Source organism: Streptomyces sp. NPDC058701, assembly GCF_042715295.1.
In the GTDB taxonomy this organism is placed as follows: domain Bacteria; phylum Actinomycetota; class Actinomycetes; order Streptomycetales; family Streptomycetaceae; genus Streptomyces.
Genome location: NZ_JBHXSY010000023.1, coordinates 45718 through 66608 on the forward strand (window position 1 = coordinate 45718; position 20891 = coordinate 66608).

The 20891-nt window shown below is 72.6% G+C and carries 19 protein-coding genes; 6 read left to right on the forward strand and 13 right to left on the reverse strand.

Annotation, left to right across the window (positions count from 1 at the left end; translation table 11 throughout):
* Nucleotides 1-211: 211 nt before the first annotated feature.
* From ACFWW8_RS23425 to ACFWW8_RS23435, 3 genes are all read right to left on the reverse strand, one after another.
* Entirely contained in the window at nucleotides 212-1690 is a 1479-nt protein-coding gene (locus ACFWW8_RS23425; RefSeq protein ID WP_386530914.1) for an MFS transporter, read from the reverse strand.
* 817 nt (nucleotides 1691-2507) lie between these two features.
* Nucleotides 2508-3680, reverse strand: coding sequence for an acyl-CoA dehydrogenase family protein (locus tag ACFWW8_RS23430; RefSeq protein WP_386530916.1), 1173 nt, complete (start codon nucleotides 3678-3680; stop codon nucleotides 2508-2510).
* 147 nt (nucleotides 3681-3827) lie between these two features.
* Nucleotides 3828-4565 (reverse strand): TetR/AcrR family transcriptional regulator, encoded by a 738-nt coding sequence (locus tag ACFWW8_RS23435; protein WP_386530917.1) that lies wholly within the window; start codon nucleotides 4563-4565, stop codon nucleotides 3828-3830.
* A gap of 109 nt (nucleotides 4566-4674) precedes the next feature.
* On the opposite strand from ACFWW8_RS23435, the gene ACFWW8_RS23440 reads away from it, so the two are divergent.
* The gene (locus tag ACFWW8_RS23440) at nucleotides 4675-5295 is read left to right on the forward strand and encodes a DUF6230 family protein (RefSeq protein WP_386530919.1); all 621 of its coding nucleotides are present in this window, start codon (nucleotides 4675-4677) and stop codon (nucleotides 5293-5295) included.
* Entirely contained in the window at nucleotides 5286-6329 is a 1044-nt protein-coding gene (locus ACFWW8_RS23445; protein ID WP_386530920.1) for a DUF6114 domain-containing protein, read from the forward strand. The genes ACFWW8_RS23440 and ACFWW8_RS23445 overlap by 10 nt, the downstream gene beginning before the upstream one ends.
* A gap of 52 nt (nucleotides 6330-6381) precedes the next feature.
* Here ACFWW8_RS23445 and ACFWW8_RS23450 read toward each other — a convergent pair whose 3' ends face one another.
* The 4 genes from ACFWW8_RS23450 to ACFWW8_RS23465 are packed head-to-tail and all read right to left on the reverse strand — an operon-like array spanning nucleotide 6382 to nucleotide 9537.
* Nucleotides 6382-7158, reverse strand: a complete 777-nt coding sequence (locus ACFWW8_RS23450) for a class I SAM-dependent DNA methyltransferase (RefSeq protein WP_386530922.1) — start codon at nucleotides 7156-7158, stop codon at nucleotides 6382-6384.
* Between the two features lie 36 nt (nucleotides 7159-7194).
* On the reverse strand, nucleotides 7195-8205 hold the full coding sequence (locus tag ACFWW8_RS23455) for a transporter (protein WP_386530924.1): 1011 nt from the start codon (nucleotides 8203-8205) through the stop codon (nucleotides 7195-7197).
* Nucleotides 8202-9119, reverse strand: a complete 918-nt coding sequence (locus ACFWW8_RS23460; protein ID WP_386530926.1) for an ABC transporter ATP-binding protein — start codon at nucleotides 9117-9119, stop codon at nucleotides 8202-8204. The genes ACFWW8_RS23455 and ACFWW8_RS23460 overlap by 4 nt, the downstream gene beginning before the upstream one ends.
* Complete coding sequence (locus ACFWW8_RS23465) at nucleotides 9112-9537, reverse strand: GntR family transcriptional regulator (protein WP_386530928.1); 426 nt, start codon at nucleotides 9535-9537, stop codon at nucleotides 9112-9114. Before ACFWW8_RS23465 ends, ACFWW8_RS23460 begins: the two co-directional genes overlap by 8 nt.
* Before the next feature lie 348 nt (nucleotides 9538-9885).
* Between ACFWW8_RS23465 and ACFWW8_RS23470 the strand changes: the two genes are divergently transcribed.
* Nucleotides 9886-10791 (forward strand): hypothetical protein, encoded by a 906-nt coding sequence (locus ACFWW8_RS23470; RefSeq protein WP_386530930.1) that lies wholly within the window; start codon nucleotides 9886-9888, stop codon nucleotides 10789-10791.
* 29 nt (nucleotides 10792-10820) lie between these two features.
* A complete protein-coding gene (locus tag ACFWW8_RS23475) occupies nucleotides 10821-11738 on the forward strand; it encodes a hypothetical protein (protein WP_386530931.1) in 918 nt (305 codons plus the stop codon).
* 155 nt (nucleotides 11739-11893) lie between these two features.
* Here the strand turns inward: ACFWW8_RS23475 and ACFWW8_RS23480 are convergent, their stop codons facing one another.
* The gene (locus ACFWW8_RS23480; RefSeq protein WP_386530933.1) at nucleotides 11894-13267 is read right to left on the reverse strand and encodes a peptidase C39 family protein; all 1374 of its coding nucleotides are present in this window, start codon (nucleotides 13265-13267) and stop codon (nucleotides 11894-11896) included.
* Nucleotides 13268-13390: 123 nt separating this feature from the next.
* Between ACFWW8_RS23480 and ACFWW8_RS23485 the strand changes: the two genes are divergently transcribed.
* Complete coding sequence (locus ACFWW8_RS23485) at nucleotides 13391-14035, forward strand: uridine kinase (RefSeq protein ID WP_386530935.1); 645 nt, start codon at nucleotides 13391-13393, stop codon at nucleotides 14033-14035.
* A 379-nt stretch (nucleotides 14036-14414) separates the two neighbouring features.
* Nucleotides 14415-16331: an AAA family ATPase gene (locus ACFWW8_RS23490; protein WP_386530937.1), complete on the forward strand. Its 1917-nt coding sequence runs from the start codon at nucleotides 14415-14417 to the stop codon at nucleotides 16329-16331.
* Nucleotides 16332-16425: 94 nt separating this feature from the next.
* Here the strand turns inward: ACFWW8_RS23490 and ACFWW8_RS23495 are convergent, their stop codons facing one another.
* The 5 genes from ACFWW8_RS23495 to ACFWW8_RS23515 all read right to left on the reverse strand — a co-directional run bounded on the left by ACFWW8_RS23495 (nucleotide 16426) and on the right by ACFWW8_RS23515 (nucleotide 20864).
* A complete protein-coding gene (locus ACFWW8_RS23495) occupies nucleotides 16426-17502 on the reverse strand; it encodes a hemolysin family protein (protein WP_386530938.1) in 1077 nt (358 codons plus the stop codon).
* Nucleotides 17499-18944, reverse strand: a complete 1446-nt coding sequence (locus ACFWW8_RS23500; protein ID WP_386530939.1) for a hemolysin family protein — start codon at nucleotides 18942-18944, stop codon at nucleotides 17499-17501. Before ACFWW8_RS23500 ends, ACFWW8_RS23495 begins: the two co-directional genes overlap by 4 nt.
* Nucleotides 18945-19144: 200 nt before the next feature.
* Entirely contained in the window at nucleotides 19145-19609 is a 465-nt protein-coding gene (locus ACFWW8_RS23505; protein WP_386530941.1) for a PH domain-containing protein, read from the reverse strand.
* A 49-nt stretch (nucleotides 19610-19658) separates the two neighbouring features.
* Entirely contained in the window at nucleotides 19659-20507 is an 849-nt protein-coding gene (gene hisG, locus ACFWW8_RS23510; protein ID WP_386530943.1) for an ATP phosphoribosyltransferase, read from the reverse strand.
* Between the two features lie 75 nt (nucleotides 20508-20582).
* On the reverse strand, nucleotides 20583-20864 hold the full coding sequence (locus ACFWW8_RS23515) for a phosphoribosyl-ATP diphosphatase (RefSeq protein ID WP_383923708.1): 282 nt from the start codon (nucleotides 20862-20864) through the stop codon (nucleotides 20583-20585).
* Nucleotides 20865-20891: the final 27 nt, after the last annotated feature.

Sequence of the window (20891 nt, forward strand, 5' to 3'; positions counted from 1 at the left end):
GAGGTACCAGAGTTCTGGCACGAAGTGGCGGGGCGGCACGGTGTGGCGGGGACCGGGGTAGGGCGGGGCGGGCGGTGTGGCGGGGACTGGGGCCGGGGTAGGGGTAGGGCGGGCCGGGGCACACGCTCGGCGGCGCTGTCGGGTGAGGCGGGGGTGCGGGGCGGTACTCGTGCCGGTCCGGGGCGCGGTGCGGCCCCGGCCGGGGGGTGGCTCAGTCGGCCTGGTTGTCCGTCTGCTCGGGCAGGCAGAACATCAGGGCCCACATCAGGGCGAGGAGGCTGCCGACCCACCACAGCACGGTGGTGAACGCGTCGCGGTTGAGTCCGGCGTCGGGTGAACCGTCGGTGGTGGCGAAGAACACGAGGGCGGTCAGCGCGGTACCGAGGCCGATGCCCAGGTGCATGGCGGTGTTGAACAGGCCCGAGGCGGCCCCGGCGTCCTCGTGCGGGACCCCGGCGAGGGACAGGTCGGCGAGCGGGCCGCCGACCATGCCGAGGCCGAAGCCGATCAGTACCACCGGAGCGGTCATGGCCAGCAGGGTCAGGTCTGCCTGCCCCGCGTCGGCCTGGAGTCCGTAGGCGGCCACGGCAGCGATCGTGATGAGGGCTCCGGCCTGGGGAAGGCGGCGGGCGAGGCGCCCGCCGCTCTTCGCCGCGATCGTCGCACCGGCCAGCTCTCCCAGGGAGAGCAGCACGAAGGCCAGGGCCGCGTGGAAGGGGCTCATGCCCAGTCCGCGCTGGAGGTAGAGGGTCCAGGTCATGAAGAACAGCCCGCACAGAAGGCCGTGCATCAGCTGCGCGGCCGTGCCTCCGGAAAACTGCCTGCCCCGGAACAACGACAGGGGCACGAGGGGCGCATCGTCCTGCTTGCCCTTCTGATGGCGCAGGAAGAGGCCCGACACCAGAATCCCCGCACCGGGCAGGGCGAAGGACCACAGCGGCCAGTGGTGCAGGTGTCCTTCGGCGAGCGGGAAGATGATCAGGACGATGGCCAGGGCGGACAACGCCATGCCGGTCAGGTCGGGCCGGTCGGCCTTCTGGACGGTCGACTCGGGGATGAACCGACGCCCCAGGAGGAGCACGGCGAGGCCGACGGGCACGTTGATCAGGAAGATCGGCCGCCAGGACAGCCCGTACAGGTCGGCCTCGGTGAGCAGGCCGCCCATGACCGGGCCCACGACGTTGGCGAGGGAGAGGACGGCCCCGTACAGGCCGAACGCCTTGCTGCGGTTCTTCCCTTCGAAGCTGACGTGGAGGGTGGCGAGGACTTGCGGGATCATCAGGGCCACTCCCACGCCCTGGAGCACGCGGGCGCCGATCAGCACGCCCGGCCCGGCGGCAAGGCCGCACAGCAGCGAGGCCGCGGTGAACACGACGGTGCCGATGAGGAGGATCCTGCGTCGGCCGTAGAGGTCGCCGAGGCGCCCGCCGGTGATCAGCCCGATGGCGACGGGCAGCGAATAGCCGGTGGTCAGCCACTGCGATGCGGCCGGTCCGGCGCCGGTCGATTCCTGGATCGCGGGCAGGGCGGTCAGGACGACCGACTGGTCGAGGATGTCCATGAGCTCGGCGGTCAGCAGCACCAGGAGGGCGATCCGGGCCGCCCAGGCCATTTTCGGCTGGTGAGGTGCGGGCCGGTGTGGGGGCTGGGCGGTGTGCTGCGGCTCGTTGTCGAGTGCGGAGGAAGACACAACGGGAAACTCCTGATCCAGGGATCGGGGAGCCCTGCCGACAGCCGCACCGGGGCCGGAAAGCACGAAACCCGGGGCAGGCGGCAGAGCTGCACCCGGGAAGGACGGAAAACGCGGGAGGGTGACGCAACTCAGGCCAGCGCGACGTCCGCCCCCGGACACGTGCGACAACTCAGCACGTGGGGAACGCGGACGACTACATGGCCTGGTTGATAGGACGTCACCTCAAGATCGACACAGAAGGAACGGGAGTCCGGTCACTGCCACCGACACTCGGCACAGGAACCCGGCCACCCTACGACACTCCTCGGAATCGGCCCGGCACGGGTACCGCCTCCCGCACCCCGCCCCACCCGACAGACCCCCGGCACCGGCCCCTCCCCCGGCTACGCCTCGAACGGATCCTCGGGGTGTGGGGGCGGTGACCCGGGGCTCGCGTGCCGCGTTGCCCGGGCATGACCATGGTTGAGACACCCGCGCCACGGACGGGACGGCGTCGGCGAGCGACACCGCCCGGCTACGAAGAATCGGTTCAGCAGGGGCAGGGGCAGGGGCAGGGGCAGGGGCAGGGGCAGGGGCAGGGGCAGGGGTTCCGGCCCCGGCCTCCCGATCCGCCCATCTACAGCGCCATGATCGCCCGCTGGGCCGCCGACGGCCGGACCGTGCCCGGTCGGCGGGACGCCGAGTGGGCACGGGTCATGTCCGCGCCGATCTGGCCGAGCGGACCCCTCTTCGGGGGCTGACCCGCGCGCAACGGACCCGCCCGGAGCAGCGCGGAGCGGCCCCGCCCAGCACGGCCCCGCCCCGCTCCCCCGCCCTAGCGGGTTTCCGGGCCCGCCAGGTGGCGGGCGATGACCATGCGCTGGATCTGGTTGGTGCCCTCGACGATCTGGAGCACCTTCGCCTCCCGCATCAGCCGCTCCACCGGGAAGTCCGCGGTGTAGCCGTAGCCGCCGAGGACCTGCACGGCGTCCGTGGTGACGGACATGGCCGAGTCGGTGCAGAACAGCTTGGCCATCGCCGCCTGACGGGAGAACGGCTTGCCCGCGTCGCGCAGCCGCGCCGCCGCGAGGTACAGCGCACGGCCCGCCTCGATCTTGGTGGCCATGTCGGCCAGCATGAAGCGCAGCCCCTGGAAGTCCGCGATGGGGTGCCCGAACTGCTTGCGGTCCAGCGCGTAGGCCAGGGCCTCGTCCAGCGCCGCCTGGGCGACGCCGATGGCGCAGGCCGCGATGCCCAGGCGACCCGCGTCCAGCGCGGCCAGGGCGATGGTGAACCCCTGGCCCTCTTCGCCGATGCGGCGCGCGTCCGGCACCCGTACGCCGTCGAAGTGCAGCTGGGCGGTGGGCGAACCCTTCATGCCCATCTTCTTCTCGGGCACGGCCGCGCCGAGGCCCTCCGCGTCCCCGGGGACCAGGAAGGCCGTGATGCCCTTGGGGCCCGGGGCGCCGGTGCGGGCGAGGACGGTGTAGAAGTCGGCCACTCCGCCGTGGGTGATCCAGGCCTTGGTGCCGGTGATGATCCAGTCGTCACCGTCGCGTACGGCCTTGGTGGACAGGGAGGCGGCGTCCGAGCCGGCGGCCGGCTCGGAGAGGCAGTAGGCGCCGAGCAGCCCGCCGCCGAGCATCGGGGGCAGGTGGGCGGCCTGCTGTTCCTTGCTGCCGTATCCGGCGAGGCCGTGGCAGGCCAGGGAGTGCACGCTGACGCCGAGGCCGACGGTCAGGCGGGCCGCGGCCAGCTCCTCCAGGACCTGGAGGTAGACCTCGTACGGCTGCTCGCCGCCGCCGAATTCCCCGGCGTACGGGAGGCCGAGCAGGCCCGCCTCGGAGAGCAGCGTGAAGACCTCGCGCGGGAACCGCCCGGAGTCCTCCTCCTCGGCGGCCCGGGGGCGGATCTCACGCTGGGCGATCTCGCGTACGAGCGCGAGGAGGTCCCGGGACTCCTCGGTGGGCAGCTGACGGTCCACCGGCTGCGGGGCGCGGTCGGTCATGGCGGCGCTCTCCTCCCTCGTCGGGCACGGCGGCGACGCGTGAGGTGTGTGACGCGGCGCCGGGTCTCGGTTCGCTACAGCCGATGCTGCCCCTCCCGGATCGCGGAAGGGGCTGTTCAGAGGCTGCGGCGGGTTGAGTATGCCCGATCAGTGGCTTCCCGTCACCGGTGCAAGATCGACTCGGTGGGCGGCCGAGCCCTCGGGAACGGGCGGAGCGGGGCACTCCGGGACGAATTCCTCGATCACCGTGAGCGTGGCCCGCAGCTGACGGACGAGGAGGGCGCCCAGTTCCGCGCGGCCGGGCTGTCCCGCGACCGGTGCGGCGCCGGACCCGCCGCCCGGGGTGCCGGCGCCGCTCGGCCCGCCGGGGCCGCCGATCCACTCCAAGGTGATCCCCTCGACCCCCGAGAGCCAGCCCACGAGGGCGAGCCGGGCGATCGGCGGGAGCGCGCGGTGTCCGTAGGCGCCCTCGGCAATGGTCGCGACCAGCTCCTCGCGGACCGCGTCGCGGATCGCCAGGACCTCGGCGTCGGAGCCGACGCCGCCGGTGACGATGGTGCGGTAGGCGGCGTGGTGGTGCTCGGCGTAGTGCAGGTAGCCGTCGATGGTCCGGCGGACCCGCTCCGCATTGGGGAGGTCGGTCTCGCCGCCGGCGCGGGCCACGAGCTCGGCGACCGAGTCCTCGACGATGGCGAGGTAGTAACCGCGCTTGCTCTTGAAGTAGTAGTAGATCAACCCCTTGGCGACGCCCGCATGTTTGGCGATGTCGTCCATGGAGAGCGCGTCGTACGAGGTGTCCGCGAACAACTTGCGGCCGGTTGCTATGAGTTCGGCCCTGCGGACCTGCGAACGTCCGGTCGTTCCGCGCTGTTGACTATTATTCAAATTCAGCCCTAGCCTCGAACTGCCACAGGATGCCCGCAGTATGGCAGACCTGTGTGCCGAGCCAGCTCCGCACTTCCCTGCGCACCTGACGACGTACGGGAGGAACATCATGAGTACCGGCAAGAGCACGCAGCGGCCCCCCGAGGGCCGGGTCGACTGGAAGAGGACGGCCGCCGTCGCGCTGCCCGCGGTCTTCGCGGTGGGGGCGCTGGCCATGGTCATGGCACAGGGCGCGCTCGCCGCGTCCTTCGCCGTGTCGGGGACCAATTTCCAGGTCTCCTCCTCGAAACTGAGCAGCAAGGGCCTGGCCTCCTACGTGCAGACGGACCGCTCCGTCGACGGCAAGGGACATCCGGTGGCCCTGCTGGGCCTCGGCGAGGCCACCCTCAGCGACATCTGCCAGTCCGCCGAAGCGCGCACTCCGCTGGGGACGGTGGTCTTCAAGCTGACGGCCGGCGGCCCCGCCGGGGAGGTCACGGCCGGGAACCTGGTGATCGACGGTGAGGACCTCGTCGGCGACGCCGTCTTCGGTACGGCCGAGATCGGCCGGGACGCCTCGACCCTCGACCGGGTCGACGGGGTCCGGGGCGAACCGGGCACGTTCGGCCTCCAGGCCGGGAACATCGAGGTGCTGGGCGTGAGGTCGCACGCCTGGTCCGCGACCGGCGGCAACTTCAGGCTCAAGGGCATGAAGCTGAGCGTCAGCCTGGACGGTACGAAGTGCTTCTAGGCGTACGCGGCGCACGCACCCGGAGCGCCCGCGTCCGGAGTGCCCCGGACGGCCCGCGCACCCTCCGCGGCAGGCGGCCGGCGTGCCGGCTGCCGCACCCCGAACAGCGGCGGCGGCTGCGCGTCTGGCGGCGGACCCGGCCGTTCTGGGGCGGCCTGCTGGTGCTGCTGGGCGGGATCGAGCTGCTGCTGGTCCCGCTCTCCCCGCTGACGGTGCTGGTCAGTCTCGGTCCGGGCGGGATCGCGGCCATCGGGATCGGCGCCGCACTGGTCCTGGCCGGGCTGTTCCTGTGGTTCCTCCCGCAGGCCCGGGCGTACGTCTCCCTGCACGCCCTGCTGCTGTCGGTGCTGTCGTTCGTCGCCACCAACCTGGGCGGCTTCCTGGTCGGCATGCTGCTCGGGATCGCGGGGAGCGCGCTGGCCTTCGGCTGGACCCCGCGGCCCGCCCCGGAGGGCGCCGGAGAGGGGGACGGGGACGGGGAGGGGGATCCGGGCGGCGGTCGGCCGTACGTACCGCGTCCGGACCGCAGTGGTCCGCGGACGCCGGCCGCCGCGCTGCCCGTGGTGCTGCTCGCCGCCCTGGTGGCGGGCGCCCCGCCGGCGAGGGCCGCGCCGGCCGCCGGACCGCCGACGGCCGCACGGACCCCGCCGACGGTCACCACCTCGCTCTTCGCCCCCGAGGGCTTCGCGCTGGCGGGCGTCACCCGGGTGCCCACGGTGGACGGACCACTGAGGGTGCTGGTGCTGAAGATGCGGGCGGCCTCGTTGCGCGACTACCGGCTGCGCACGCGGGACGGGAGCCGGGAATACGGCCTCTCGGCCGCCTCCCTCGAACTGCGGGGCGACGTCACCCTCTACCTCACCAGGTTCAGCGGCTGCATCGAGGGCCTGCTGTGCGTGACCTTCAGCCCCGAAGGGCTGCCCGCGCCCCCGGTCATCCCCCCGTTCGTCTTCATGACCCGCGTCAGCGCCGAGCAGGCCCTGGTCACCTCCGACGTGATCGTCACGGACGGCCTGCGGCTGGAGGCCTCGTGATCCCGGTGGCGGGCCGGGCGGCCGGGCGGCAGACGGGATCCCCGGGGGCCGGTCAGCGGGCGGTGACCCGGATCTTCGACTGGCCGTGGCCGAGCTGCTCCCAGTCGTCCATGAAGCGGGCGGTGAGCCCGTGCCGGGCCGCGAGGTCCACCAGGGTCCGGGTGCGGTAGTAGAAGTCCTCGCGCAGCACCTGGTGTTCGGCGCCCTCGGTGCGGTCGAACGTGAAGTCGAACCACCCGCCCGGTGCCAGGACGCGCTCCACGTGCGCCAGGCACTCGTCGATGATCTCGATCGGCGAGTGGGAGAAGACGCTGTGCGCGTGGACCACGTCGAAGTGGCGGTCGGGGAGGAAGTCCAGGGTGAGGTCCTGGGTGATGGTCAGGTGCGGCAGCTTGTCCTGGAGACCGCGCGTCGTGAGGGTCTGCTTCGCCGCGATGAGGATGTCGGGCGAGATGTCGATGCCGTAGTAGTGGCCGGCGTCGAGGTGTTCGATGAAGCGCCAGCCGGCGCGCAGGTTGCCGCACCCTATGTCGAGCATGCGGTGGCCGGGCGTGAGGCCGTGCTCCCTCAGGTAGTCGAACTGCATCTTGCCCAGTGCCAGCCAGCGTTCGTGGGTCTGGCTGCCGACGGCCGCCTCCGGGTTGCGGCCGGTGTCGGAGGCCATCACCGCGCGGTAGTAGCCGACGTGGTCGGGGTGCTTGTGGCGCAGCCAGGTGTCGCGCGCGGCGCGCTTGACGTACGGGGCGATGCGGGTCGGGTTGCTCAGCGCGTAGCGGACCTTGTGGGCGACGCTGGCCCGGTCGGCCTGGAGGTTCTTCTTGGTTGCCATGAGGGATCCCCCCGGTGGGTGGTGTGCGGTGGTCGGTCAGACGCCTGCGGTCGTGGTGGCGGCGGCAGGGGTGGTGCGGTCGGTGGAGCGGGCGGCGGCTCCCGCGGGACGGCGCAGGACGAACAGGATCAGCGCGATCAGGGCCGCCGCCGCGCCGAGGTAGAGGACGGTCTCGATCCACTGGAACACCCAGAAGTCGCTGCTGGGATGGACCTTGTGGTAGCGGGCGACGAAGCCGTGTTCGGCCATGCACCGCTTGAGCGGTTCGCCGGAGGTCTGGCAGTAGTCGTCGATGGAGTGCTCGCGGCCGTCGGGGGTGAGGTACCCGTACCCCCTGGACCAGGCGCTGCCGATCAGTTCCCTGGGGGTCGTGCCGGGGGTGACCCGCGTCTCGGGCTCGACCCAGCTGCGCCGGAAGTACGTGGTGAAGACGAATACCGTGCCGAGCGCGACGGCCGTCACCGCCATGGCGGGCAGGACCCGGCGCACGAGCAGCCCCGCCGCGGTGCCGGTGGTCAGGCCGAGCAGGGCGCAGGCCACAGAGGCGGGGCCGGTCGCGTTGTAGATGGCGACGTCGTGCCAGTAGAGGCCGTAGAGGGTGTTGGAGATGGGCGCCCACCACCAGGCGACGAGGACCGCGACGGCGCCGGCGGCGGTCACGGTGCACAGGGCGGCGAGGCCGAAGCGGGCGGCGAACCAGCTGCGGGCGCCGATGCCCTGGGTGAGGACGAGCTTGTCGGTGCCGCTCTCGATCTCGCGGCCGAGGAGCGGCGCGCCCCAGAACACGCCGATGAGGGCGGGGAGCGCGAAGCCGAGGAGGCCCAGGGTCCTGATGGACCCGGTGCTGCCGTCGAGGATGAGGTAGGTGCCGAGGTTTCCGCAGTCGCCGTTCCAGCCCTTGCAGGGGACGAAGCCGTAGGCGTCGATCAGCGTCATCATCTCGGAGCGCATGTGCACGACCCAGGCGGTGACGGCCAGGAGCAGCACCGCGCCGATGGCGATCTGGAGTCGCTGCTGGCGCCAGGCCAGCCAGAGGGCGCCGGTCATGCGGCTGCCTCCGTACGGTCGGGGCGCGGGGCGCGCAGGTGGGCGAGGAGTACGGCTTCCAGGGAGGGCGTTTCGCCGATCCAGCGGGGGTCGCCGGCCGGGGTTCCGGAGCCGGGCGGGGTGCGGACGAGAGCGGTGACCTGGCGTCCGGTGGTGACGGTGTGGACGACGGTCGAGCGGTCGAAGGCGCGGGGCAGGCCGTCGGTCTCGATCGGGTCGGCCCGGCCGGTGAGCAGGGTGTGCGCCTCGCGGATCCCGTCGGTGTCGCCGGCGAGCCGGACGGCCCCGTCCTTGAGGAGCAGGACGTGGTCGCAGACGTCCTCCAGTTCGGCCAGGACGTGGGACGACATCACGATGCCGACGCCGTGTTCGGCGGCCTGGTACATGAGGAGGCCGGTGATCTCGTGGCGGGCGACCGGGTCGAGGTCGGCCAGCGGCTCGTCCAGCAGGAGGAGTTCGGCGCGCTTGCCGAGGGCGACGGCGAGGGCGACGCGGGTGCGGTTGCCTCCCGAGAGGCTGCCGACGCGTGCGGTGAGCGGGATGCCGCCCGCCCTGACGAGGTCCTCGGCCAGGTCCTGGTCCCAGCGGCGGTTGAGCTTGCGGCCCAGGCGCAGGGTGTCGGCGACGGTGAACCGGGGGTGCAGCGGCTTCTCCTGGGCGAGGAAGGCGGTGGTGTGGCGGGCCTCGGGAGTGCCGGGGGTGCGGCCGTGGACGCGTATCCGTCCGGCGGTGGGGCGCAGCAGTCCGGCGGCCAGCTGGAGCAGGGTGCTCTTGCCGGCGCCGTTGGGGCCGACGAGCGCGGTGACGCGGCCGGCGGGGAGGTCGATCTCGCAGTCGCGCAGGGCCCAGCGCCCCCGGAACTCCCTTCCGAGTCGCGTTGCCTGGAGCGCCGGGGCGACGGTCGGGTCACTCACGCGGGTTCCTCTCTGCTGGGGGCCCGGATGCGGCTCCGGGTCCGGTGAAGCCGGCGTCCACGACGGCGGCGATGAGCGCGGTGACGTCCTCGCGCTCCAGTCCCGCCGCGCGGGCCCGGGCCACCCAGGCCGCCAGGTCGAGGCCCAGGGGCGAGTCGGCCGCGGCCTCGGGCCGGGACAGTGAGCGGCGTACGAAGGTGCCCGCGCCGGGACGCGGTTCGACGAGCCCTTCGCGCTCCAGCTCCCGGTAGGCCTTCAGCACGGTGTTCGGGTTGATCGCGGTGGCCGCGACGACTTCCCGGGCCGTGGGCAGCTGGTCGCCGGGTTCCAGGACGCCGAGCCGCAGCGCCTGTTCGACCTGGTGAACGAGCTGCAGATAGGTGGCGACGCCGCTGCGCCGGTCGACGCGGAACTCCATGCCCTCCACCTCATTCCACTAACTGGTTAGTGGAATAGTGCAGACTTGATCTCCGGCCGTCAAACGGGGCTCCGAGCCCGGGGCATGCCGAAGCGCCGGCCGCGCGATCGCGGGTCGGCCTGTCGGGGCGGGGAGGGAATGGGTGCGTACGGGGCCTACGGGCCCGGGGAGTTGCGGTGGTACGGGGGGGTAGCGCCGAGATCCGGGCCGGCTCATCGCGAGTCGGGGTGTACACGCTGTCGGATAGTCAGTTGATCCAACCCGAGGGCGACAAGGTAAAAAGGGGGTCATGCACCGATCCGGCTACGTCCTGGGTCGGAAATCGCGATCCCTGGGGGGAATCACATCATGCGCACCCGCGCGCTCGGTAGAGCGCTCACGCCCCTGCTCGCCGCCTCCGTCCTGACCGCCCTGGTCCCGGCGGCCACGGCGTCGGCCGCCGACCCCACCGAATGCGTCCGTTACACGACCAGCAACTCCAAGCACCTGGCCGTCGGCGAGCGCCTCGACTCGGGCACGCGCTTCGTCCCCACGCCGGGAAAGCCCGAGCTCGTCATGCAGGTCGACGGCAACCTAGTCATCTACGCGGTCGGCACCATCGGCAGGCCTGACCTGCCCCTGTGGCACAGCGGCACGTACGGCAACTGGGGCGCGTACGCCCTCATGCAGGAGGACGGCAACTTCGTCGTCTACAAGAAGGACGGCGGCCCCGGCAAGGGCGGCGCCCTCTGGGCCAGCGGCACCTACGGCACCCGGACCGACAGGACCCCCCAAGCCTCGTTCATCGACTGGGGCGAGCTCCAGGTGACCGGCCGCACCGAAGCCAATCCGTCCTGGCGCACCGCGACGATCAACCGGAACGCCAAGATCTGCTCGGGCGCACCGGACCGTATCGTCCCGACTTGGGACCGAGGCAGTTGGGCCGAGTCCGCTTCCGTGTGGCTCGTGCTCCAGCAGGACAACAACCTCGTCATGTACCGCAAGCGGGACGGCCAGGCCATTTGGAACAGCGGCACCTATGGCCCCTCGGGCGCCCACAACGGCTCCGTCTACCTGCAGATGGAGCGGACGGGCGATCTGAACGTGCGCGAGTTCGGTCCGAACTTCACCATCCGCTGGCACAGCGGCACGGCCGGCAGCGATGACGCCTACGCCCTTCTCCAGGACGACGGCAACTTCGTCGTCTACAAGAAGGACGGCGGCCCCGGCAAGGGCGGCGCCCTCTGGGCCTCTGGTACGTACAACAAGATCTGACCGACCGACCAACCACGGGGGAACCATCCATGTACAACCGTTTGCTCCGCAATGCGTTCATATCCCTGCTCGCCGCCTCGGCCCTGACCGGCGTGGTTCCGGCCGCGGCGCACGCCGCGCCCGCCACCCGGGACGGGATGGCCGAGTGCGACGAGCCCTACGAGCAGCTCTCGACGGTCCTGCAGATCGGCCAGCGGCTCGCTCCGGGCGAGAAGCTGACCAGCCCGACCAAGTCGACCGAGCTGGTCATGCAGTGGGACGGCAACCTCGTGCTGTACGCCCTGGGCAACCCGGGTGGGCCGAAGCTCCCGCTGTGGAACAGCGGCACCTACGGCAACTGGGCCGCGTACGCCCTCATGCAGGAGGACGGCAACTTCGTCGTCTACAAGCAGGACGGCAGCCCCCAGACGGGTGGTGGCCTCTGGCACACCGACACGTACGGCAACCACACCGACACGAAGCCCAGGGCGATGCTGATGTGGAACGGCAACTTCAGGGTCATCGGCCGGAAGGAGCCAGAGTTCCTCGGGCTGCACTGGTCGACCCTGAGGCGCGAGAGGACCACGAAGGTCTGCGCGAACGACGCGGTGTCGCAGTACCGCTATCGGTTCGACGGCGACTGGGCCCAGAGCGCCACCGTCTGGATGCTCCTCCAGGACGACGGCAACCTGGTCATCCACCGCAAGAGCGATGGCAAGGCGATCTGGTACAGCGGGACGTACAACACGGGTTACCACACGACGGAACTGAGCATCGCCGCCGACGGCAACCTGACCCTGCGCGACTGGTTCTCGCCCTACACGGTGGCCTGGAGCGCGGGCACCGGCAACAACCCCGGCGCCTACGCGCTGCTGCAGGACGACGGCAACTTCGTCGTCTACAAGGCGGACGGCGGCCCCGGCAAGGGCGGCGCCCTCTGGGCCTCTGGTACGTACAACAAGATCTGACGGCTGTCTGGAGGTCCTGTGCTGCGGGCGCTCCCCCAGCACAGGACGCCACCTCCACCAGCGGAGCTCGTATGAGGGCGGGCCGCCTCCCACGGGAAGTTCGTGGCCTTTATCTGGGCTTTACCCCATGGCGTTCCGCCCTTTCGGCCCTCAGGTCAACGGGAGCTTTCGAGGACCCCGACGGCCCGCAGCGCCGCGACCTGCGCCGCGCTCGGCGCGGCCGGGGCGTACAGGTAGCAGACGCCTCCGGTGCCCGAGACGACCTTGCCGGCGGCGTTGTGCCGCTTGGTGCGGAGCCAGACGTTCTCCCACTCCCGGCGCCTGTAGACCCGCCGGACGGAGGGGTTGTCGGGCGAGTTCGGGTCGTTGGCGACCACGTCGCCCGCGGCGGTGAATCCGACGACCGTCATGAGGTGGCCGGCCGTGCCGTAGCCCGCGCCGGTGAGTTCGCCGGGCAGGAACGACTGCGAGGTGATGACCGGGATGCCGGCCCGGACCAGGGTCTCCAGCTCGGCGAGCGAGCCGAGCCGGGTGACGACGCCCGCGAGACCCCGGTAGGTGGCGGCGTACGCGGCGTTGAAGGGCCAGTTGCCGCAGCCCTTGTAGGCGGCGTCGTACGTGGAGCGGGCGGCGTGGCAGACCTGCGGATCGGAGTACTCCGGGCTGACCCAGTTCAGCGCCGAGGCACTGGCCCGGCCGCCCCAGTACTCGATGACCATCTGCGAGGAGGTGGGACTGCACCAGGCTTCGCCGCCGTTGTCGTACTGCGGGTACCGGCCGGTGTGGATCTCCTGCGAGTAGCGCGGCACCTTCAGCTCGTGGGCCCGGCCGGAGGGGGCGGCCGCCGGAACGGTGAAGCGGTCCGGGACGTCGGAGACCATGGCGCCGGCCAGCCAGACCGTGGGCCCCCGGTCGGCGCCGGGCGTGCGGTACAGGGTCAGGCGCAGTCGCCAGTCGGTGAGGCGCAGCCCGCTCGCGGGGGCGTCGACGGCGAGGGTGTCGGTCCAGACGGTGGACCTGCCGTCGGTCTGGCCGTCGACCGAGGTGCGGCGGATGTCGCGCTCGCCGGAGGCCCAGCGGCCCATGACGTACCAGGGGGTGGCGGTGCCGTCGGCGTAGGTGCCGCGCAGCTCGATCCGGATCCAGCTGCCGGCGGGGGTGCGGGCGTTCCAGGAGGCGATGGCCTCGGTGGCCGGGACCGTCGAGCGGTGCACCGGGGAGGTCCAGGTCGCGTACTCCCAGGTGCTCTTCCTCCCGGTGTGCGGGTCGGCGTACTCGGTGCGGCCGGCCGGCGTCTTGATCTCCAGGCCCGGGCGGGCGCCTCCGACGGCGGTGGTCCCCTGGTGGATGCCGGCCCGCCAGTGCTCGTACGAGTGCCAGAACCGGTTGTCGACCGTGCGGCCCGGTCCGCGGGGGGCCGGCGGGGCGGCCGCCGAGGCGCTGCCGCCGGAGACGGTGGCGGCGGTGGCCGCGGTGGCGACCGCGAGTGCGGCGACGAGTACGGCCCTGCGCGGTGTGGGTGCGGTCATCGCGGGTTCCCCCAGGGGTGGTCGGGCTTCGGTGGCTCCACCCTTCCAGTTCCCGGTGGCCGCGCGCCGAAGCCGCGTCCCCGTGTCGGGAGGGACGACCGGTCCGGCCGTAGGCTGGACCCCGTGGATCCGTACCCGTCGTGTCCGTCGATCGAGCCGCTCGCGCGGGAGCTCGCCGCGCTGCCGCCGTCCCTCGGCCCGGTGCGGCTCGTCGGGATCGACGGGCACGCCGGCTCCGGGAAGAGCACCTTCGCCGGGCTGCTGGCCGGCGCGCTGGGCGGTGCGCCCGTGCTGCACCTGGACGATGTCGCCACCCACGAGGAGCTGTTCGGCTGGGAGGAGCGGCTGCGCGCGCAGGTGCTGGAACCGCTCGCCGCCGGACGGCCCGCGCACTGGGCCCCGTACGACTGGTCGGCGCGGGCCTTCGGTCCGCTCCGGGTGCTGGAGCCCGCGCCGGTGCTGATCGTCGAGGGGGTCGGGGCCGGACGGCGGGCGCTGCGCCCGTGTCTGGCGCGACTGCTGTGGATGGAGACGCCCCGTGCGCAGTCCTGGGGGCGCGGGCGGAACCGGGACGGTGGTGAACTCTCCGACTTCTGGGACGGATGGGAGCGCGCGGAACTCGCGCACTTCTCGGACGACCCTTCGCGCCCCTTCGCCGGCACCCTGGTACGCCAGTGCGGTACGGGATACGAGTGGTCTTCCGGGGCCCCTGCGATCGCACGAACGGCCACTTCCCCTACCGAGGGTGACGAGCTCCCCCAGGCCTGAGCCGCTCGGGAGATCCGCCCCGCGGCGCCGGTCACGGACCGTCTTGACCCGGGTACCGCACCGGCCTTACGTTCTCCGTGCGGTGCCCTCGCGGGCCTCCGCGGACGCGGAGCCCCCGATTGTTCCCCCGTGATCGGGGGCTTCGCCGCGTCCGCGTCCGAGCCCGGCGCGGGGGCCGCCGAGGGCGACCGGCCCGCAGTCCCTCACCCTGAGTCACCACGCCCGCCCGGGGCGCAGCCCGAACCGGGTTCGCCGCACCCTACGTATGGTGCGCGAGCGCAGGTACGATGCAGCCCTGATTTCATCGGCGCAACAGGCAACTCACGTGCGACACGCGAGGGTTGCCGCGCACCACGGGGGCAGGCTTGTGGGGGACCTGATGGATTTCGGCACGCCGGGCACGCACGCCCCGGCCGAACTCGCCTGGCTGCGCGGGGTCGACGCCTGCACCATGGGCGCGTACCCGCAGGCCGAGGAGGAGTTCCGGGCGGCCGTACGCCTCGATCCCGCGATGGCCGACGCGTGGCTGGGCCTGCACGCGCTGCGGGTGGACACCACCAACGCGTTATTGCGCATGTACGCGCACCGGGACCGTTTCGGGGAGCAGCGCGCCCGGCACCGCCGGACGCTGAACTCCTGGTACTGGCTGGGCTGGTGGGTACAGCCCGTACTGGAGAGCGGCCGGGACCTGCTGCTGGCCCACGCCTCGCACTGGCTGGACGGCCGCCACGTACCCGAGCTGGACCAGGCGCTCGCCGCCTTACCGCCGGTGGACACCGACGCGCAGGTGCGCTTCCTGCACGCCTGCCGGGCCTACCTGGTCAAGGACTGGGACCAGCTGGTGCGGCACACGGAACCGCTGGTGGACGATCCGCTGCTGGGCATCGAGGCGGGCCTGTTCGGCGGGATGGCCCGGGTCCGCCTGGAGATGTACGGGCAGGCCGAGCCGATGTTGTCGGCGGCGCTGATGCGGTGCCGCAGCGAGCAGCCGCAGCGCAAGGAGCTGAGGTACTGGCTGGCGCGGGCGCACGAGGGCACCGGGCGCAGCGCGGCGGCGCTGCCGCTGTACCGGGCGGTGCACCGGGTCGACCCCTCGTTCATGGACACGGCGGCCCGGCTGACGGCGATCGAGGACGGCGACGACTCGGACGGCATGGCCGGCCTGGCGGGGCTCGCGGGCCACTCCGGCTACGGGGGCTACGCGGGGCACGGCCCTTCCCCGGTCGGCGGGGACTACGCGGCGGTGGCGCTCGGCGGCGGCGGCGGTCCCGTCCAGGACATCGCCCCGGGCGACCAGGCGGAGCCCGGACCGCCGGCGCCGCCCGGGCCGCCTCCGGGCCGGGCCGAGGGCGCGCGGCGCAAGGTGCCGGTGCCGGTGCAGGGCGTGCCCGAGGGGCTGCCGACGGGGCCTTCCGACCCGGCGGCGCTGGCCGAGGCGCTGGCGGAGCTGGAGCGGATGGTGGGCCTGGAGCCCGTGAAGCGGCAGGTGAAGGCGCTCTCCGCGCAGCTGCACATGGCGCGTCTGCGGGCCGGACAAGGGCTGCCGGTGCAGCCGCCCAAGCGGCACTTCGTCTTCTCGGGCCCGTCCGGTACGGGCAAGACGACGGTGGCGCGGATCCTGGGCCGGGTCTTCTACGCGCTCGGGCTGCTCGGCGGGGACCACCTGGTGGAGGCCCAGCGGGCCGATCTGGTGGGCGAGTTCCTGGGGCAGACCGCGGTGAAGGCGAACGAGCTGATCGATTCCGCGATCGGCGGGGTGCTGTTCGTCGACGAGGCGTACAGCCTCTCCAACTCGGGCTACAGCAAGGGCGACGCGTACGGGGACGAGGCCCTCCAGGTGCTGTTGAAGCGGGCCGAGGACAACCGCGACCACCTGGTGGTGATCCTCGCGGGCTATCCGGCCGGAATGGACCGGCTGCTGTCGGCCAACCCGGGGCTGTCCTCGCGGTTCACCACCCGGGTCGACTTCCCGAGCTACCGGCCGCCGGAACTGACCGCGATCGGCGGGGTGCTGGCGGACGCCAACGGAGACCGCTGGGACGACGAGGCGCTGGAGGAGCTGCGCAGCATCAGCGGGCACGTGGTCGAGCAGGGGTGGATCGACGAGCTCGGCAACGGCCGCTTCCTGCGCACCCTGTACGAGAAGAGCTGCGCCTACCGGGACCTGCGGCTGGCGGGCTTCGCCGGCGACCCTTCGCGGGACGACCTGTCGACGCTGCGGCTGCCGGACCTGATGCAGGCGTACGGGGAGGTCCTGTCCGGCCGCGGCCCCCAGGACCGCCCGGACCCGCTGTAACCGGCGCGGCGCGGGCGTGACCCCTACGAAGCACGGCCCGCACGGAACGCGGCCCGGTTCCGGCCCCCGCGCGGGGGCCGGAACCGGGCCGGTGTCAGCTCGCCAGGGCCTCCTCGCGGCGGGCGCCGCGGCGGGCCGGCGGGGCCGTGCGGTGCGCGGGGTCGCGCACCTCTCCGACCAGCATCTCCAGTACGTCCTCCATGGCGACCAGCCCCAGCACCCGGCCGCCCGGGTCGGCGACCTGGGCCAGGTGGGTGGCGTCGCGCCGCATGACGCTGAGGACGTCGTCCAGCGGGAGGGTGGAGCACACGGTGGTCATCCTGCGCCACACCCGCTGCGGGACGGCCCGCTCCCGGTCCTCCAGGTCCAGTACGTCCTTGACGTGCAGGTAGCCCATGAAGGCGCCGCTGTCGGAACGGACGGGGAAGCGGGAGTAGCCGGTGCGCACCGTCAGCTGCTCGATCTCGCGCGGGGTCACCGACGGGGCGACGGTCACGATCCGCTCCCGCGCGAGGAGGACGTCGGCGACGGGGCGGCTGCCCAGTTCCAGCGCGTCCTCCAGGCGCTCCTGCTCGCCGGGGTCCAGCAGCCCGGCCTGCCGGGAGTCCTCGACGAGCCGGCCGAGCTGGGCCCGGGTGTAGACGGCCTCGACCTCGTCCTTGGGCTCGACCTTGAAGAGCCGCAGGACCAGCGTGGAGCAGGCGCCGAGCGCGGTGGTCACCGGCCCGCACAGGCGGGCGAAGGCCACCAGGCCGGGGCTGAACCACAGGGCGGTCCGCTCCGGCGCGGCCATGGCGAGGTTCTTGGGGACCATCTCGCCGATGACCAGGTGCAGGAACACCACGGCCGCGAGCGCCAGCACGTAGCCGAGGGGGTGGATCAGCCCCTCGGGCACGTGCACGGCGTGGAAGACGGGCTCCAGCAGCCTGGCCACGGTCGGCTCGGCGACCGCGCCGAGGGTGAGCGAGCACATGGTGATGCCGAACTGCGCGGCGGCCATCATGCGCGGCAGGTTCTCCAGGCCGTACAGCACCTGGCGGGCCCGCGTGGATCCGGCCGCGAGCGGCTCGATCTGGCTGCGCCGGACGGAGACGAGCGCGAACTCGGCGCCGACGAAGAAGCCGTTCGCGAGCACCAGCAGCAGCGCGAAGAGCAGTTGGAGGGCGTTCACCGGGCGGCGCCTTCCAACTCGGCGGCCTGCTGCGGGGCCGGTGCGTCGCACCGGCCGGCACCGACGCCGGACGCGACCCCGACCCCGGACCCGACCCCGGACGGGAACCCCGGCGGACCGGCCGCGGGGACCGCCGTGAGCCGGACCAGCCGGACCCGCTCGGCGCGGTTGCGGCGGACCCGGCGGACGGACAGCCGCCAGCCCGGGAGCTCCGCACGGTCCCCGGGGGCGGGGATCCGGCCGAGCAGGTCGGCGACGAGGCCGGCGACGGTCTCGTACGGGCCCTCGGGCACCTCCAGGCCTATCCGGCGCAGGGCCTGCACCCGGCAGCTGCCGTCGGCCTCCCACGCGGGGCGGCCGTCCTCGGCGGGTACGGCGGTCAGCTCGGGGCTGTCGTCCTCCGCGAGGTCGTGCTCGTCGCGGACCTCGCCGACGAGTTCCTCCACGATGTCCTCCAGGGTGACCACACCGGCCGTGCCGCCGTACTCGTCGACGACCACGGCCATGGGCTGCTCGCTGCGCAGCCGCTCCAGCAGCGGCTGCACCGGCAGGGAGCCGGGCACCAGCAGCGGGGCGACGCAGATCCGGCTCACGCAGGTGCGTCCGCGCTCGGACTCGGGCACGGCGAGGGCGTCCTTGAGGTGGACCATGCCGGTGATCTCGTCGATGCGGTCCCGGTAGACCGGGAAGCGGGACAGACCGGTGGCGCGGGTCAGGTTGAGCACGTCGGCGGCGGTCGCCGTGTGCTGGAGGGCGCTGACCTTCACCCGGGGGGTCATGACGTGCTGGGCCGTGAGCCCGCCCAGCGACAGGGTCCGGACGAAGAGGTCGGCGGTGTCCTGTTCGAGGGCGCCGGCCTGGGCCGAATGGCGGACCAGGGAGACCAGTTCGCCGGGGGTGCGGGCCGAGGCCATCTCGTCGGTCGGCTCCACGCCGAGCGCGCGGACCAGGCGGTTGGCGACGGCGTTGAGGCCCGCGATGACGGGCCGGAAGACGCTGGAGAAGGCGTGCTGCGGGCCGGCGACGAACCGGGCCACCTGGAGCGGCCGGGAGACCGCCCAGTTCTTCGGTACGAGCTCGCCGACGACCATCTGGACGGCGGAGGCGAGCAGCATGCCGATGACGACGGCGGCGCCGGAGACGGCTCCCGCGGGCAGGCCGGTCGCGGTGAGCGGCCCGGCCAGCAAGGCGGCGAGGGCGGGCTCGGCGAGCATGCCGACCACGAGGGAGGTGATGGTGATGCCGAGCTGGGTCCCGGAGAGCTGGAAGGACAGCTCCCTCAGGGCTTTGACGACCGTGCGGGCACGGCGGTCACCTTCGGCTGCGGCGCGTTCCGCCTCGGGCTTCTCTACGGTGACGAGGCCGAACTCGGCGGCCACGAAGAAACCGTTCGCGAGGATCAGGACGAAAGCCGCCACGAGCAGGAGTAGCGGGATGGTCATGCCGCCGCCTCGGGGGGGAGGGCGGCGCGTGTACTACCGGACGATCCGTCCATTGCTGGAGGGAGTCACTCCTCAAGTCGCAGGTGCCCGCGGGCCACGGGGTCCGGGGCCGGCGGGAGGGCGCACGGCTGCGCCCCGCCCACCAGGGTAGTCATTGAGATCGCGGCCGCAACGGTACGCGGCCACGGGCTCGGGCGGGCTCAGCGCTCGGCCGCGCCGGTTCCGCGGGTCTCGGCGAGCGCGCGCAGGGCGCGTGCGTCGGCGATCGCCTGTGCCTTGGCGACCCCGGGCTGGATGCCCAGGACCGGAAGGCTGGTGCCGTCGCTGAGGTCCAGGAACACCCACGGGTCGCCGGGGCGGAGGTTGACGCGCAGGATCTGCGCCCAGTCGAGGCGGCGGGTGGTGGTGAGGTTGACCACGGTGACCCCGGCCTCGTCCGCGACGACCTTGGGCCGGCTGAGCAGGACCAGGACGGAGGTCAGCAGGACGGCGGTGAAGACGAAGCTGACCCGCTCCCCCGGGCTGAGGTTCTCCAGGAGCAGGGCGATCGCCGTGATGGTGGCGAACATGGCGAGCCCGACGCCCAGCAGGACGGCCCGGGTGCGGGTCGGCCGGAAGGTCACCGGCAGGGCGGGCGGGGCGGGCTGGGCGGCGGACTCGGCCATGTGGCTGTGCTCGGTTCTGGGAGGAGGGTCGCGGCGGGGACGGCGGGCGTCAGAGCCGGCAGGCGTGGATCGAGGTGGTGAGGATCGCGCGCGCGCCGAGCTCGTACAGGTCGTCCATGATCCGCTGGGCCTCCTTGGCGGGGACCATCGCGCGGACGGCGACCCAGCCCTCGTTGTGCAGCGGGGAGATCGTGGGCGACTCCAGGCCCGGGGTGAGGGCGACCGCGCGCTCCAGGTGCTCGGCGCGGCAGTCGTAGTCCATCATCACGTAGCTGCGGGCCACCAGGACGCCCTGCAGGCGGCGCAGGAACTGCGAGACCTTCGGGTCGTCGGTGGCGGCGCCGGTGCGCCGGATGACGGTGGCCTCGGACTGCAGGATCGGCTCGCCGATGACCTCCAGGCCCGCGTTGCGCAGGCTGGTGCCGGTCTCGACGACGTCCGCGATGATCTGGGCGACGCCCAGTTCGATGGCGGTCTCGACCGCGCCGTCCAGGTGGACGACGGCGGCCTCGACGCCGAGTTCGGCGAGGTGCTTGCCGACGATTCCCTCGTACGAGGTCGCGATCGTCATGCCGCCGAAGTCCTCGGGGCCCTTCGCGGTGCCGGGCTTGGTGGCGTAGCGGAAGGTGGAGCGGCCGAACTTCAGCGGCAGGATCTCCTCGGCGTTGGCGCCGGAGTCGAGCAGCAGGTCGCGTCCGGTGATGCCGATGTCGAGCTTGCCCGAGGCGACGTAGATCGCGATGTCCTTCGGGCGGAGGTAGAAGAACTCGACCTCGTTGTCGGGGTCGACCGTGACGAGTTCCTTGGACTCCTTGCGCTGGCGGTAGCCGGCCTCATGGAGCATCGCCGACGCCGGTCCGGAGAGGGAACCCTTGTTGGGGACGGCGATGCGCAGCATGGGTCTTCCTTTGGTGCGTAGGTGCGAAAGGGTGTGGGGCGGCGCGGCGCGTGGGCCCGCGCCGCGTGCTCCGGCCTAGAGGTGCGCGTAGACGTCGTCCAGGGAGATCCCGCGCGCCACCATCATCACCTGGACGTGGTAGAGCAGCTGGGAGATCTCCTCGGCGGCGGCTTCCTTGCTCTCGTACTCGGCGGCCATCCAGACCTCGGCGGCCTCCTCGACGACCTTCTTGCCGATGGCATGGACGCCCTTGCCGACGAGCTCGGCGGTGCGGGACGTGCCGGGGTCGCCGGTGGCGGCCTTGAGCTGGAGCTCGGTGAAGAGCTCTTCGAAGCTCTTGGGGGATGTGTTCGCCATGATGGTCCTCAGAATAAGGGGTCCGGC